Source organism: Streptomyces sp. BL1 (genome assembly GCF_057628045.1).
In genome coordinates this window covers 7,357,345-7,371,669 of record NZ_JBXYWZ010000002.1, presented here as the reverse complement: position 1 = coordinate 7,371,669, position 14,325 = coordinate 7,357,345, and the positions used below count along the sequence as shown (strand labels likewise).

General features: G+C 71.1%; 11 protein-coding genes. 3 read left to right on the top strand and 8 right to left on the bottom strand.

Annotated features, from left to right (window positions below):
- Positions 1 to 17 precede the first annotated feature (17 nt).
- Positions 18 to 2,234 (bottom strand): catalase/peroxidase HPI, encoded by a 2,217-nt coding sequence (katG, locus tag AC3AGO_RS32360; protein WP_487823834.1) that lies wholly within the window; start codon positions 2,232 to 2,234, stop codon positions 18 to 20.
- 369 nt (positions 2,235 to 2,603) lie between these two features.
- Between katG and AC3AGO_RS32355 the strand changes: the two genes are divergently transcribed.
- The gene (locus tag AC3AGO_RS32355) at positions 2,604 to 3,020 is read left to right on the top strand and encodes a Fur family transcriptional regulator (protein WP_487823833.1); all 417 of its coding nucleotides are present in this window, start codon (positions 2,604 to 2,606) and stop codon (positions 3,018 to 3,020) included.
- Positions 3,021 to 3,107: 87 nt separating this feature from the next.
- Here the strand turns inward: AC3AGO_RS32355 and AC3AGO_RS32350 are convergent, their stop codons facing one another.
- Both AC3AGO_RS32350 and AC3AGO_RS32345 read right to left on the bottom strand, forming a co-directional pair.
- A complete protein-coding gene (locus AC3AGO_RS32350) occupies positions 3,108 to 3,845 on the bottom strand; it encodes a hypothetical protein (protein WP_487823832.1) in 738 nt (245 codons plus the stop codon).
- A 107-nt stretch (positions 3,846 to 3,952) separates the two neighbouring features.
- Positions 3,953 to 4,753, bottom strand: coding sequence for a thioesterase family protein (locus AC3AGO_RS32345; protein ID WP_487824892.1), 801 nt, complete (start codon positions 4,751 to 4,753; stop codon positions 3,953 to 3,955).
- Positions 4,754 to 5,389: 636 nt separating this feature from the next.
- On the opposite strand from AC3AGO_RS32345, the gene AC3AGO_RS32340 reads away from it, so the two are divergent.
- Complete coding sequence (locus AC3AGO_RS32340) at positions 5,390 to 6,130, top strand: response regulator transcription factor (RefSeq protein ID WP_487823831.1); 741 nt, start codon at positions 5,390 to 5,392, stop codon at positions 6,128 to 6,130.
- Positions 6,131 to 6,193: 63 nt separating this feature from the next.
- Here the strand turns inward: AC3AGO_RS32340 and AC3AGO_RS32335 are convergent, their stop codons facing one another.
- Positions 6,194 to 8,473 (bottom strand): ATP-binding cassette domain-containing protein, encoded by a 2,280-nt coding sequence (locus AC3AGO_RS32335; RefSeq protein ID WP_487823830.1) that lies wholly within the window; start codon positions 8,471 to 8,473, stop codon positions 6,194 to 6,196.
- Between the two features lie 62 nt (positions 8,474 to 8,535).
- On the opposite strand from AC3AGO_RS32335, the gene AC3AGO_RS32330 reads away from it, so the two are divergent.
- Positions 8,536 to 9,486, top strand: a complete 951-nt coding sequence (locus AC3AGO_RS32330) for a helix-turn-helix transcriptional regulator (RefSeq protein WP_487823829.1) — start codon at positions 8,536 to 8,538, stop codon at positions 9,484 to 9,486.
- Positions 9,487 to 9,515: 29 nt separating this feature from the next.
- Here AC3AGO_RS32330 and AC3AGO_RS32325 read toward each other — a convergent pair whose 3' ends face one another.
- The 4 genes from AC3AGO_RS32325 to AC3AGO_RS32310 form a co-directional block, all read right to left on the bottom strand.
- Positions 9,516 to 10,952, bottom strand: coding sequence for a flavin monoamine oxidase family protein (locus AC3AGO_RS32325; RefSeq protein WP_487823828.1), 1,437 nt, complete (start codon positions 10,950 to 10,952; stop codon positions 9,516 to 9,518).
- 105 nt (positions 10,953 to 11,057) lie between these two features.
- A complete protein-coding gene (gene thiO / locus AC3AGO_RS32320) occupies positions 11,058 to 12,284 on the bottom strand; it encodes a glycine oxidase ThiO (RefSeq protein WP_487823827.1) in 1,227 nt (408 codons plus the stop codon).
- A 60-nt stretch (positions 12,285 to 12,344) separates the two neighbouring features.
- Positions 12,345 to 13,547 (bottom strand): MFS transporter, encoded by a 1,203-nt coding sequence (locus tag AC3AGO_RS32315; protein ID WP_487823826.1) that lies wholly within the window; start codon positions 13,545 to 13,547, stop codon positions 12,345 to 12,347.
- 5 nt (positions 13,548 to 13,552) lie between these two features.
- On the bottom strand, positions 13,553 to 14,320 hold the full coding sequence (locus tag AC3AGO_RS32310) for a VOC family protein (protein WP_487823825.1): 768 nt from the start codon (positions 14,318 to 14,320) through the stop codon (positions 13,553 to 13,555).
- Between the last annotated feature and the right edge of the window lie 5 nt (positions 14,321 to 14,325).

The window sequence follows — 14,325 nt, the reverse complement described above, 5'->3', positions numbered from 1 at the left end:
TGCTCAGTGCTCGGTGATCAGGCGAGGTCGAAGCGGTCCAGGTTCATGACCTTGTCCCACGCCTGGACGAAGTCCTTCACGAACTTCTTCTCGGCGGCGTCGCTCGCGTAGACCTCCGCGACCGCGCGCAGTTCGGCGTTCGCACCGAAGACGAGGTCGGCGCGGGTGCCGGTCCAGCGCACCTCGCCGGAGGCGTCGGTGCCCTCGAACTCGTCCTGCGCCTCGGTGGTCGACTTCCACGTGGTGTTGTAGTCGAGCAGGTTGCGGAAGAAGTCGTTCGTCAGGGTGCCCGGCCGGTCGGTGAGCACGCCGTGCTTCGTCCCGGCGGTGGTGGCGTCCAGGACGCGCAGGCCGCCGACGAGGACGGTCATCTCGGGGGCGCTCAGCGTGAGCAGGTTCGCCCGGTCGACGAGCAGGTACTCGGCCGGCAGGCGGTTGCCCTTGCTGTGGTAGTTGCGGAACCCGTCGACGGCCGGCTCCAGCGCCTCGAACGACTCCGAGTCCGTCTGCTCCGCCGAGGCGTCCACACGGCCCGGCGTGAACGGCACCTCGATGCCGTGGCCGGCGTCCCTGGCCGCCTTCTCGATGGCCGCGCCGCCGCCCAGCACGATCAGGTCGGCCAGCGAGACCTGCTTGCCGCCGGACGCCGAGGAGTTGAAGGAGCTCTGGATGCCCTCCAGCGCGCGCAGCACCTGCGCCAGGTCCTCCGGGTTGTTGACCTCCCAGTTGCGCTGCGGCTCCAGGCGGACGCGGGCACCGTTGGCGCCGCCCCGCTTGTCGCTGCCGCGGAAGGTGGAGGCGGAGGCCCAGGCGGCGGAGACCAGCTGGGAGACCGTGAGGCCGGTGCCGAGGATCTGCTGCTTGAGGGCGGCGACGTCCGCGGCGTCGATCAGCGCACCGGTGCGCTCCGGCAGCGGGTCCTGCCAGATCAGCGTCTCGGAGGGGACCTCCGGGCCCAAGTAGCGGACGACCGGGCCCATGTCACGGTGCGTCAGCTTGAACCAGGCGCGGGCGAAGGCGTCCGCGAACTCCGCGGGGTTCTCGTAGAAGCGCCGCGTGATCGGCTCGTAGATCGGGTCGTAGCGCAGCGAGAGGTCCGTGGTGAGCATCGTCGGACGGTGCTTCTTCGCCGGGTCGTGCGCGTCCGGGACGATCTCCGGGGCGTCCTTGGCGATCCACTGGTTGGCGCCGGCCGGGCTCTGGGTCAGCTCGTACTCGTACTCGAAGAGGTTCTTCAGGAAGCCGTTGCCCCACTGGGTCGGGGTGCTGGTCCAGGTCACCTCCAGGCCGGAGGTGATGGCGTCCTTGCCCACGCCGGTGTTGAACGTGCTCTTCCAGCCGAGGCCCATCTGCTCCATCGGGGCGGCCTCGGGGTCGGCGCCGACGTTGTCGTCCGGGCCCGCGCCGTGGGTCTTGCCGAAGGTGTGGCCGCCGGCGATGAGGGCGACGGTCTCCTCGTCGTTCATGGCCATCCGGCCGAACGTCTCGCGGATGTCGCGGGCCGCGGCGACCGGGTCCGGATTGCCGTTCGGGCCCTCGGGATTGACGTAGATGAGGCCCATCTGCACGGCGCCGAGCGGGTTCTCCAGCTCGCGGTCACCGGTGTAGCGCTGGTCGTCGAGCCAGATGGTCTCGGGACCCCAGTACACGTCCTCCTCGGCCTCCCAGGCGTCCTCGCGGCCGCCGGCGAAGCCGAAGGTCTCCAGACCCATCGACTCCAGCGCCACGTTGCCGGTGAGGACGAGCAGGTCGGCCCAGGAGATCTTCTCGCCGTACTTCTGCTTGACCGGCCACAGCAGACGCCGGGCCTTGTCCAGGCTGGCGTTGTCCGGCCAGCTGTTGAGCGGCGCGAAGCGCTGCTGCCCCGAACCGGCGCCGCCGCGGCCGTCGCTGATCCGGTACGTGCCGGCGCTGTGCCAGGCCATACGGATCATCAGCGGGCCGTAGTGGCCGAAGTCCGCGGGCCACCAGTCCTTGGAGTCGGTGAGCACCTGGGCGATGTCCTGTTTGACCGCGCCGAGGTCGAGGGATTCGAACGCCTCGGCGTAGCTCCACTCCTCGCCCATCGGGTTGGCGACGGGGGGATTCTTGGCCAGGATCTTCAGGTTGAGACGGTCGGGCCACCACTGGCGGTTGCCGCCGCCCTGGGTCGGGTGCGGGGCGCGTCCGTGCGCGACCGGGCAGCCGCCGGCTTCCGCGGACTCTGCGGCGGTTGCGTCATTGTTCTCGGGCATGGGAATCCTTCCGTGCCGGACGGTTCACGGTTTTCGGAACTGGAGGTGGTGACTGGGGGTGATGGAACGGACGCGACGGGACCGCAGTTGACGGCCCCGGCCGCGCCGAGGACTGCGACACCGGGACACGGCCCTCGAACCGGGCCGGACTGCCCGCCGGTTCGGCGTGACGGCATCACCGGACAGGCCAGCCGCCGGGACTGGCACGTCTGTTGAACCGTCTGGCATTTCCCTTGCCGCCGTCCTGTCCCTTGGCTCACGCTGGAGCCGATCCTACGGTGGACAGAGTCCAAGTCAATACGAAACCCAGGCCGTACGGATAGTGGTTTCGCAGAATTTCGTCAGGCGACGCACGGACGGGTGGTAGGCATGAGTGACCTGCTGGAACGGCTGCGCAGTCGCGGCTGGCGGATGACCGCGCAACGCCGGGTGGTCGCCGAGGTGCTCGACGGCGACCATGTCCACCTCTCCGCGGACGAGGTGCTGGAGCGCGCCTCCGTCCTGCTGCCGGAGATAGCCCGCGCGACGGTCTACAACACCCTCGGCGAGCTCGTCGCACTGGGCGAGGTGACCGAGGTGTCCGGCATCGGCCGCGCCAAGCTCTACGACCCCAACGCTCGCCATCCGCACCACCACTTGGTGTGCTCCGGCTGCGGCATCATCCGCGACGTCCGCCCCGGCGGAGACCCCCTCGCCGCCCTCCCCGACTCCGAACGCCTCGGCTTCACCGTCCACGCGGCGGAGGTGACATTCAGAGGCATCTGCCCGAACTGCGGTGCGGCGTGAGGGGGTTGGCGGCATCGGCGCCGAGTGCTCCGGGAGCGGCCACGGACAGGCAGCGACCACGGCGTGCGGCGAGCGCCGCGCTCGCCGTCAGTTCGGCCTGGGCCGCGTGGACAGGACCCGCCCCGGCACGGTGGCGCGTCCCGCGATCACGTCGTCGAACCTGCGGCGGATCCGGCCGCGGGCGACGAGCAGTTCGTACACGCTCCACCCCGCCGCGAGCGCACCGGCCGCCGCGACCGCGACACCGAATCCCTCACGTCCACCGGAGAGCTGCCCGTACGCGATGCCGTTGTCGATCTGGCTGACCTTGACCGGGATCGTGGTGCCGGGCTCGGCGACCACGGGCAGCGTACGGCCGGTCTCGCGGGCGCCGTTGACGGTCCAGTTGCCATAGCAGGTGACATGGTCGTGGCGTCCGTCGGACTCGCACCTGGTGACATGGGCGGTCGCGGGAGTCGTCGGAACGAGCGCCGGGGCAAGGATGCTGGCGGCCCCGGTGAGGGTGAGAACCCCGAAGAAGAAGCCGATTCCGACGAGGCAGCCGGGCCTGCGGCTGAAGCGGCGGCTCTCGTAGTGGGAGAGTCCCACGACGCGCGTCGTGGGCATCGCGCGCAGCAGCGTGACCGGGATCAGCAGCAGCGGCGTGAGGAGCCGGGCCGCGTTCCACCCCGTCGTCGGATAGATCGTCCCTGCGGGCCAGGAGACGATCAGGAGGGCCAGCAGCCCCCAGAAGGGCACGGCGAGGACGCGCCGCACCATGCGTGCGACGCGCGCCTTGCGGACCGCGGCCTCGGCCGGCAGCCCCTGGCCGCCCTGTTCGGACATGAACTCTCGCTCCTGGGTGTGTCGGTGGCCGCCGGCAGACGGCATGGTGTCCGCACGCGGTCAGCCTGCGATGGCCGCTACGGGTGGGCCTGCGGTTACGGCTGCGCTTACGCCTGCGGGCGCACGATGAGCTGTTGTTGGGCGGACCCGACCGCCCCGTTCACGTCGTGGAGGACCGTGCTGGTCACGCCCTGGCCCGTGGCGCCGAAGACCACACTCGTGTCGAGCCCCGTCCAGCCGCCCGCGGGCTGCCGGTGGAAATGGAGAGACAAGTCGACGTTGGGGAACAGCCATTCCTCCGGGGGCCGACGGACGGCGATCCCGTTCGCGGTGTCGACGAGGGCGACGAAGTTCGCCATCGGACTGCTCGGCTCGCCCTGGACGACGGCGAGCGGCGTGGAGAGCCACACCGTCGTACGGCCGGGCTGCGGCGTACCGACGGGCCGGGCCTCGACGGCCGCGATGTACCCGCCGGACCAGCGGGAGGACAGGTCCCAGGAGGGCAGCCCTTCGGGGGCGGGCAGTGGCCCGGCCGCCCCGCCCGCCACCTCGCTCGTGTCCCCGGCCGCGAGGAGCCAGGCGCGGGCGCGGACCACGGGCCGTTCCGCGATGGTCACCGTGGCCTCGATCAGTTCGATGGTGCGGCCCGGCCGGACCGTCTCCACGGTGACGCGGGTCTCGTCGAGGGCGATCTTCCCGAGGATGTCGAAGCTGATCCGGCTGAGCAGCATGTCCGGCCGGTTCTGCGGAGCGAGATGACGGTCCATCTCATGGACGATCAGAGCGCTGACCGGGCTGAAGTGCTGCTCGTCCCTGCGCCACGCCCCGCTGACATGGGCTGTCGGCTTGTAGAGCCCCTCGTCGATGCGCTCGTAGAAACCGGCCGCGACTGTCTCGCTCAACGCAATCCTCCCCGGACACCACGCGCGTCGCCCACGGTCTCCCGTCCGGCCGACGCCGCGGAAAATGTACCGACCACGCGCACCAGCCTTTCATGCGAAGTCGGCGCCGGGCACGCGGGCTTCCCCTGCGTAGTCGTTCGGTTCAAGACGCAGACGATGGCCCCGGTCACGATCTAAGCTACCGGCCACAGAGGCGGTAGGGGCTACAGAGGCGAGGTGGGCTCGTGCGTTTCTGGTGCGGTGCGACCGCTCAATTGCCGGCCACCATGCGGCACCTGAAGTTCGACACGCTGACCAACCGTCACGGCTGGCCGACGCCGTTCACATCCTGTTACCGACTATTCAGCCGGAGACGGGATTTCCTGCCTCCGCGATTCGTCGTGCGGTGACATCCTCGCCACCGGAGGAGTCGGCAGCAGGAGGCGCCCTTCGCGCACACGTCAGGCGCATGCCGGGGCCCAGGACAGGGATGCGGGCCATCTGTTGGCGGGACGGCATCCATCGGGCCCCGCTCGGCCCGCGGCGGCCTCCGGAAGGCCGAGCAGGGGAAAAGCGCCACGTTCGCGCGATCATCCGGGCTTAACAGTGACTACGGGGGAACCCTGCGAGGTTATGGCCACACCGACCAGAGAGGGGGAAGCGTTGAACGACCAGGACGCGCGCGTACTGCTCGTCGCGGATTGTGAGGGCGCCGAGGAGATGGTCAAAGACCTTGAGCGCCACGGGTTCGAGACCGAAAAGGTGCAGACCGGGCCCGAGGCCATGGCCACCCTCCGCAAGTTCGACGTCGTACTCATCGATCTCGACCTCGACGACTTCGACGGACTCACGCTCTGCAAGAAGGTCCGGGACGCCAGCAGTGTCCCCATGATCGGTTTTGCTTCCCTGCACGAGCTGGACCGGGTGCTGGCCCTGGAAGGGGGGTGCGACGACTGCATCTCCAAGCCCTACCCCAGCCGTGAACTCATGGCGCGCCTCGGGGCGTTGCTGCGCAGGGCCCGTGCGACGCTCCAACCGGTGCTCGTCGCGGGCCAGTTGGAGATCGACCCCAATCTGCGCAAGGTACGGGTGGGCGGCCGGCTCATCGGACTGACCCGTAAGGAGTTCGAGCTGCTTCATCTGCTCGCCGCCGAGCCGGGGAAGATCTTCTCCCGGTCCGAACTGCTGCAGCGGGTATGGGCCTACGACACCCTGGACCCGGAAGTGACGTCGCTGGCCAGCCGGACCATCGACACGCACCTGAGCAGCATCCGCAAGAAGCTCGGTTCCGCGCAGTGGATCGTCACCGTCCGGGGAATCGGCTTCCGGTTCAGCAGGGAGACGGTCTCGGAGGAGTCGAACTGGGATGAGGGGGCGGGCCGTTCGGAGGACGAGGCGGTGTAGGAGCCGGGTGCGGTGTCCACCGTCCGGAAGGGGAACCGTGGCGGGAGGGGCCGCGGCGCGATGTCAACGGCCGGCCTGGGCGTCGGACGGCTGCGCGGCCGGGGTGGCGAAGCCGTCCTCGTGCAGCGCCTCGGCGGTGGCCGTGCCGGTGACGCCGGCGACGGGTCCTTGATAGAGGACCTGCCCGCCGTGCCTGCCGGGTCCGGGACCGAGGTCGATCATCCAGTCGGCCCGCCGGATGACGTCGAGGTTGTGCTCGATCAGTACGACGGTGTGCCCGTGGTCCACCAGCCCGTCGAGGAGGCCGAGCAGGGTGTCGATGTCCTGGAGGTGCAGGCCGGTGGTGGGCTCGTCGAGGATGTAGAGGGCCGGGCGCGTGGAGTCGCGGAGCTCCTTGGCGATCTTCACGCGCTGGCACTCGCCTCCGGAGAGCGTCGTCAGCGGCTGGCCGAGGCGGAGGTAGCCGAGCCCCACCTCGTCGAGGTGGCGCAGCGCCCTGACGATCGCGCGGTCCCCGAGCCGGTCGATGGCCTCGCTGATCGTGAGGTCGTCGATGTCGGCGATGGACAGCCCGTCGACCGTGTACTGCAGGACCTCGGGGGTGAACCGGCGTCCCTGGCAGGTCTCGCAGACCGTTGCCTGCTCCTCCATGAAGGCCAGGTCGGTGTAGATGACTCCGAGGCCCTTGCAGTCCGGGCAGGCGCCCGTGGAGTTGGAGCTGAAGAGGCCGGCCGAGACGCCGTTGTGGCGGGCGAAGAGCTTGCGGACGGGGGCGGCGATCCCGGTGTACGTGATGGGCGTCGAGCGGCGGTTGGCGCTGACGGGTTTCTGGTCGATGACGACGGCGTCGTGCTGGGCGATGAGTTCGTCCGCGAGGCTGGTCTTCCCGGAGCCGGCCACGCCGGTGAGCACGGTCATCACGCCGGTGGGGATGTCCGCGGTCACGTTCTTGAGGTTGTTGCGGGTGGCGTCGGCCAGGGTGATGTGCTCCCCCGGAGTACGCGGATCGTCCTTGACGGGCCGGTGCTGTGTCAGCGCGGCGGCCGTGGCGGTCCCGGCCCGGCACAGCCCGTCGAAGCTGCCCTGGTAGACGAGCGTGCCGCCTTGTTCGCCCGCGCCGGGTCCGACCTCGATGACCTGGTCGGCGATGGCCATGACCGCGGGGTCGTGCTCGACGACCAGGACGCTGTTGCCCTTGTCCCGCAGCTGCCCCAGCAGTTCGGTCATGGCGGAGACGTCGTGGGGGTGCAGTCCGACGGTGGGCTCGTCGAACACGTAGATCATCTCGGTGAGGCTGCTGCCCAGGTGCCTGAGCGTCTTGATGCGCTGCGACTCGCCACCGGAGAGAGTCGGGGTGCCGCGGCCGAGGTGGAGGTAGCCGAGCCCGATGGTGACCATCGCCTGGAGCCGGTCGCTCAGCGCGGCCACGACCGGCGCCACGCTCGGCTCGCCCACCCCCTTGACCAGCCCGGCGAGTTCGCTGACTTCCATCCGCGCCAGCTCGCCGATGGTGTGGCCGAGCACCGTGGCGGTCCGGCTCTCCTTGTTGAGGCGGTCCCCCTGGCAGTCCGGGCACACCTCGGAGCGGGTGAACCTGGCGAGCGTCTCCTTCTTGCGCTCGGACATGTCGTCGGAGCTGCGCAGGTAGATGCGCTCGAACCGCTCGACCACGCCCTCGTAGTCCTTGGGCAGCTTCTTCGCCACCGCTCCGGCGGCTCCGGTGCCGTACAGCAGCGCGTCCCGCTCGTTCCGGCTCCAGTCGCGCAGCGGCGTACCGAGCGGGAAGACGCCGATATCGGCGAAGTTGGAGTACCAGTAGCCGCCGGTGGCGAACCCGGGCAGCAGTACGGCGCCCTCGCTCAGCGACTTGTCCGGGTCGACGAAGCGGTCGACGGCGCTGGCCACGACCTCGCCGAGGCCGGAGCAGGTGGGGCACATGCCGGCCGGGTCGTTGAACGAGAAGGAGGTGGCCTCGCCGACGTGCGGGGTGCTCACCCGGGAGAACAGCAGCCGGAGGTAGGTCCAGATGTCGGTGATCGTGCCGACCGTGGAGCGGGCGTTCCCGCCCAGCCGCCGTTGGTCGATCACCACCACCGGGGAGAGCCCCTCGATGTGGCCGACCTCGGGACGGGCCCATTTCGGCAGGCGGTTGCGGATGTACGGCGGGTAGGTCTCGTTGAGCTGGTAGCCGGCCTCGGCGGCGATGGTGTCGAACACCAGGGACGACTTGCCCGAGCCGGACACCCCGACGAAGACCACGACCTGCGACCGGGGCACCTCGACGTCGAGGTGCCGCAGGTTGTGGGTGCGAGCTTCGCGGATCCGGATGCTCTGATGCGCCATAGTCACGACCGTAGGACAGGATGCGGCCGGAAAACGGCCGCCATTTCTGTGAGGCTGGGTCCGTGGCTGACGTGATGCAACGGACCCTCGCCCTGCTCGTCGTGCTGCAGTCGGGCAAGAGGTTCACGAGCGAGGAGCTGGCGGCCCGGCTGGACGTCCCCGCGCGTACTCTGCGGCGCGACATCGGACGGCTCCGCGGCTACGGCTACCCGGTCGAGACGCAGCCGGGGCCGGGCGGCTACTACCGGCTCGCGGCCGGGCAGGCCATGCCCCCGCTGGTCCTCGACGACGACGAGGCCATCGCGACCCTCCTGGGCCTGGCCGCGCTCGGCTCCACCGGCAGTGCGAGCGAGGGCAGCATCGACGACGCGGCGATCCGCGCCTACGGCAAGGTGGACCAGTATCTGCCCAAGCGGCTGCGGCCCCGCGCGGCCGCGCTGCGCGCCAGCCTGGAGACGATGCCGACGCCCGCCCCCAGCACCAGTGCGCAGACCGTGAGCACGCTCGCCGAGGCGATCGCGCACGAGCGCGTGGTGACGTTCGACTACGTGGGGGCGAGCGGGCAGGCCACCACACGCCTGGTCGAGCCGCACCGTCACATCCATCTGCACGAGCGCTGGTATCTGCTGGGCTGGGACATCGACAAGGAGGACTGGCGCGTCTTCCGCCTCGACCGCGCCGCCCAACTGCGGGTGCTGAGCCGCACGTTCTCGCTGCGCCCGCTGCCGGCCGAGACCGGCCTCGACTATCTGCGCGAGGGCATCAACAGATACCGGCAGCGCGTGGTGCTGACCATCGAAGCGCCCATGGCGGCGGTTGCCGACGCCTTCACCCGTCAGGACGTCGACCTGACCGCGCTGGAGGGAGGCGGCACCCGTGCCGTGCTCGTACTCGACTCCTGGCAGTGGCTGCTGCCGGCGCTCGCCTTCCTCGACGCCGACGTCACCGTCGAGGAACCCGAGGAATTCCGCGTGGCCTTCCGGCAGTTCGGCGCCCGCCTCGGCCGCGCCTGATCCGTCCCGGCGCGCGGCACAGTGCGGCATCACGCGCGCGACAGCTCCAGGACCGCCCGGACCGCGGACTCCAGCGCGTAGTTCATCGACCCGCCGTTGGGTTCGTAGGCGGTGTGCTCGCCGGCGAAGTGCAGGCGGCCCTCCGGACGTCGGGCGTGCTCCATGAGTTCGTGGTGCCCCCGCTCCGGGAGGATGTACGCGCCTTCGATGTGGCGCTCGTTGTCCCAGGCGATGGACGTGCCCAGCTCGAAGTTCTCCCGCGCCCCGGGAAGCACCCGCTCGGTCTCGGCGAGCGCGAAGTCGATGCGCTCCTCCTCGCCCATGCTCGCCGCCGCCTGCGCGGACCAGCCGCTGAGCCAGCATTCGAGGATCTTGCGGCCCTCCGGACGCCGCGGCGTGGCGTCGCGGATGGTCCCGACCGGTCCGTCCGTGGACAGCATCAGCTGCTTCTCCGGCCAGAACTGACGGCGCATCTGGAGGGCGATACGGGTGGCCGACGCGTACCGCATCCGGCGCATGGTCGCGTGCTTCTCGGCCGACAGCCCGGCCATCGCCAGGTTGATGCGCCGCATCCCGCTGAAGGGCGCGGTGACGATGACGCGGTCCGCGCTCAGCGACCGGAGGCGGTTGCGGTCGAGGAAGGTCACCTGCGCCTCGTGGTCGTCCTGCGCGATGCGCACCACGGGCGCCCGGTAGACGACGCGGTCCGCGATCCTGCCGGCCAGGGCTCGGGCGAGCATGTCGGTGCCGCCCTTGATCTTGTTCCACCGGGTGCCCTCGTCGAACAGGGAGCGGGGGCCCGATTCGTAGCGGGCCCACGCCATCGCCGAGGCGGAGCCCAGTTCCCCGCCGCGCATCTCCAGGAACAGCGGCTCGATCAGGCTGACCGCGGCGGCGGAGGCGCCCCGGCTCTCCAGCACCTCGCTCACCGACAGGCCGTCGAGCTCCAGCAGTTGGGGCGACACGCTCCAGTCCGGCGACAGGAGTTCCGGGCCGATCTCCTTGTTCGGGCCGGTGACGTACCGGGCGACCATCTCCTCGACGCTCAGGTCCTTCTCGTGCGGGTGCAGACCGAGGAGGGGGGCGTGGTCGGCTGTCCTGTCCGGCTGAATCCGGGTGCCGCTGCGGTGGTAGGAGAAGTCCGTGCCCACCAGGTCGCTCGGCTCGGTCTCCAGGCCCGTCTCCCGGAGGTAGTGCACGGTGTAGTCGCACTGGTTGGTGACCGTCATCGCGCCGGCCTCGGAGCGCAGCCCGTCGGAGAAGGGGGCGCGCAGCGTTCTGGTGCGGCCACCGGGGTGGTCGGAGGCCTCCAGCACGGTGACGCGCGTGCCCTGCTTGGTCAGCTCGTGGGCGGCGCCGAGGCCGGCCAGTCCGGCGCCCACGACGATGACGTGGTCGATGCCGTGGTGGGGCGGGAGGCCGGTCTCGAAGGCGGTCTTCGTCTCGTTCTGCGTCGGCCAGGACACTGTCGTCCTTTCGTCTCGGTCGCCCGAACTCCGGGGTCTGGGTGGGGTGTTGTGCGGCGTGCCGGTGCGCCTTCGTGCCGCCCGGCGCGTTGGACGCCGAAGGCGTCACGCGTAGACGGTGGCCCGGGCCGCGGCCGCGGGGCGGGCGACGCCGGGGAGGCCCTCGCCGCTCAGCGCCGCGGTGAGGGCGTCGACGGTGACGGGTACGAGGAGCAGCCCGTTGCGTCCGTGCCCTGTGGCCGCGAACAGCCCGTCGGGGCCGACGGGACCGAGCAGCGGCACGTTGTCCTCGGTGCAGGGCCGGAACGAGGCGGCGGTCTCCTCCAGGGCGTAGTCGGCGACGCCGGGCAGCACCTGCTCCACGTCGGTGAGCAGATTGCGGACCCCACCGACGAGCACGTCCGCGTCGAAACCGGCCTCGTGGTGGGTCGTCGCCCCGACCACCAGCCGTCCCCCGGGCCGCGGCACCACGTAGACGGGCCGCCCCTCGACCGCCGTGCGGACGGTGTGCGCCGGGGGCGGCGGCGACGAGGGGCGGGCGCGGATCCGCAGGATCTCGCCCTTCACCGGCCGCACCCGGTCCGCGAGTACCGGGTGCAGCGCCGACGACCAGGCCCCGGCCGCGACCACGACGCGTTCGGCGGCGAGCAGTTCGCCCCCGGCCTCGACGCCGGTGACCCGATCGCCGTCGTCGACGACCCGGGCGCCCTGCGCGCGGCAGGTGATCACGCCCTGCGTCTCACAGGCGGCGGTGAGCGCCGCGAGCAGTGCGCGGTTGTCCACGGCGAGATCGCCAGGTACGGCCAGGCCGGCGCGCACCGACGGGGCGAGGGCGGGCTCGCGGCGGCGGGCCTCGGCCCCGGTGAGCGGCTCGATGCCGTGGTGTCCGCGGTCCTGGAAGTGCTTGACCATCCGGTCCAGGGAGGCGACATCGGCGGAGTCGACGGCCACTTGGAGAATGCCCTCGGTCCGCAGCCCCACCGGGCGGCCGGCGTCGGCCGCCACCGCGTCGGCGAACGCGGGCCAGCGCGCCACCGAGGCGGAACCCATCTCCAGGACCTCGGGCTCCCCCGCCCACGCCTCGGTGACCGGCCCGAGCATGCCGCCGGCGACGCGCGAGGCCCCGCTGCCGGGCTCGGGGTCGAGCAGCACCACTTCGCCGGCCACGCCCTCACGGGCCGCGGCCCAGGCGACAGCGGCGCCGACGGCGCCCGCGCCCACGACGACGAGCCGGTCCCGTACGGCCGTTGCGGACAGCTGCCGGATGCCGTCGTGCGGTGCGGGGCCCTGGTCCCGGGCGGTCTTCGTCTCGTTCTGCGTCGGCCAGGACACTGTCGTCCTTTCGTCGGGGCACCGGAACACCGGGTGCGGAAGGGGGTGTTGTGCGGGGCGTCAGGGCGCCTTGCCGCCCTCGTCGGCGACGGATGCCGTCGTGGCCGGGACGGACTGCCGGAGTGGGGCCGCGCGCTGCCGGAAGTCGGGGGTGAGGGTCGCGGCCCCGACCGCCGCCATGACCGCGCCGATCCACAGCGGCGCGGACAGGCCGAGCCCCGCGTCGAGGCTCAGGCCGCCGAGCCAGGGCCCGATGGCCACACCGACGTTGATGGCCGACCCGTTGAGGGCGTTGACCAGCGCGCCGTTGTTGGACACCGACATCACGCGGGCGGCCATCGCGGGGTTGAGCGGCAGCCCGATCAGGCCGAGCAGCACGGTGGCCACGACCGACGGCACCTGGTGGGTGAGCGTCAGCGCGAACCCGGTCAGCACGATGATCAACGCGATGAGCCCGCCGAGCAGGATCTGCCGCGTATGGCGGTCCGCGAAGCGCCCGACGACGGTGTTGCCCACCACGGTCGCCACGCCGTACACGCCGAACAGCAGGGGCACGGTGGACGGCGAGAAGCCTCCGGCGTCGGTGAAGATCGGGGACAGAAAGCTGAACCCGGTCACGACCGACCCGATGACAAGGGCGTTGGTCGCGTACGCGCCCCACAGCCGCGCGTTGCGCAACACCCGCATCTCCGACGGGAGATCGAGCGCCTCGCTGTCCCGGCCGGCCGGGACCTTCAGCGCGACCGCGCCGACGCACAGCAGGGCCAGTGCTGCGACGATCCAGAAGCTCGCCCGCCATCCGAAGTGCTGCTGGATGAGGGTCGCGGCGGGCAGTCCGATGACCTGGGCCACCGTGATGCCGCCGTAGAGGACTGCCATCGCCCGGCCGCGGCGCTCGGCGCCGACGAGCCGTACGCAGACCGCGGCGCCCACCCCGAAGAAGGCCGAAGCGGCCAGCGCCGTGATCACCCGCGCCACGACGAGCACCCAATAGTCCCCGGCCAGTGCGCCGATCGTCTGGCCGATCACGAACACGACGAGCAGCCAGACCAGCGAACGCTTCGGCTCGATCCTGCGCATGGCGACGGTGAGCAGCGGGCCGCCGACGACCATCCCGAACGCGAAGACCGAGATCAGGTAGCCGACGGCGGCGACGGAGACGCCGAGGTCGCTGGAGATCCCCGGGATCAGCCCCGCCACCATGATCTCTGTGGTGTTGAGGGCGAAGATCGCAACGCCCAGCACATACACGGCAACCGGCATGGCTCTCACTGGTCCGTCGGCAGGGCGAACGCGCTCCACCGGTTGCCGGCCGGGTCCAGGAACTGGCCGATCACCAGGCCGTTGGCGTCGGGCACCGGTCCCATCACCCGGATTCCGCCGGCCGCTTCGGTGCGCTCCAGTACGTCGGGGACGTCGGCGACGCGCAGTCCGGGGATCGCGTAGTCGCTCATGCCCTCCATCCCCGACAGGTCGAGGACGCCGCCGATCTCACCGAGCCCGGGGGCCTGGATGCTGTAGTAGGCCACGCCTTCGGCCGCCGTGTCGCGTTCGGTGCTCCAGCCGAACGCGCCCAGGAAGAACTTCTGCGTCGCGGCGAGGTCGGTGGTGCCGATCTCGAAGAACGCGGTCGCGTTCAGCCCGGGGGCGGCGGGAGCGGGCGGAGACGGTACGGCGGGCTCCAGCAGCCCGAGCCGGTTGCCCCGTACGTCGAGGATCGCCGCGTGGATGTCGCCCGCCGGTGTGCGCTCGGGCTCGTCGGCGAGTGTGGCGCCCAGCGGCTCCAGGGCGCGGACCGTCGCCGCGGCGTCGGAGCACACCACGCTGACGCACAGCGCGTCCCGGTCGCCGCGGCGCAGCGCCCCCATGCTCGTGGCGGCGCCGGGCGCGGTGATCGTGCTGTACGCGTCGCCGCTCCCGGCCGCGTCGAAGGTCCAGCCGAAGAGCTCCTGGTAGAACTCCCGGCTGCGCGACGGTTCGACGGCCGTGATCTCGAACCAGCCCACCCTCGCCGGGTGCGCGTCCGACGTGCTCATCAACT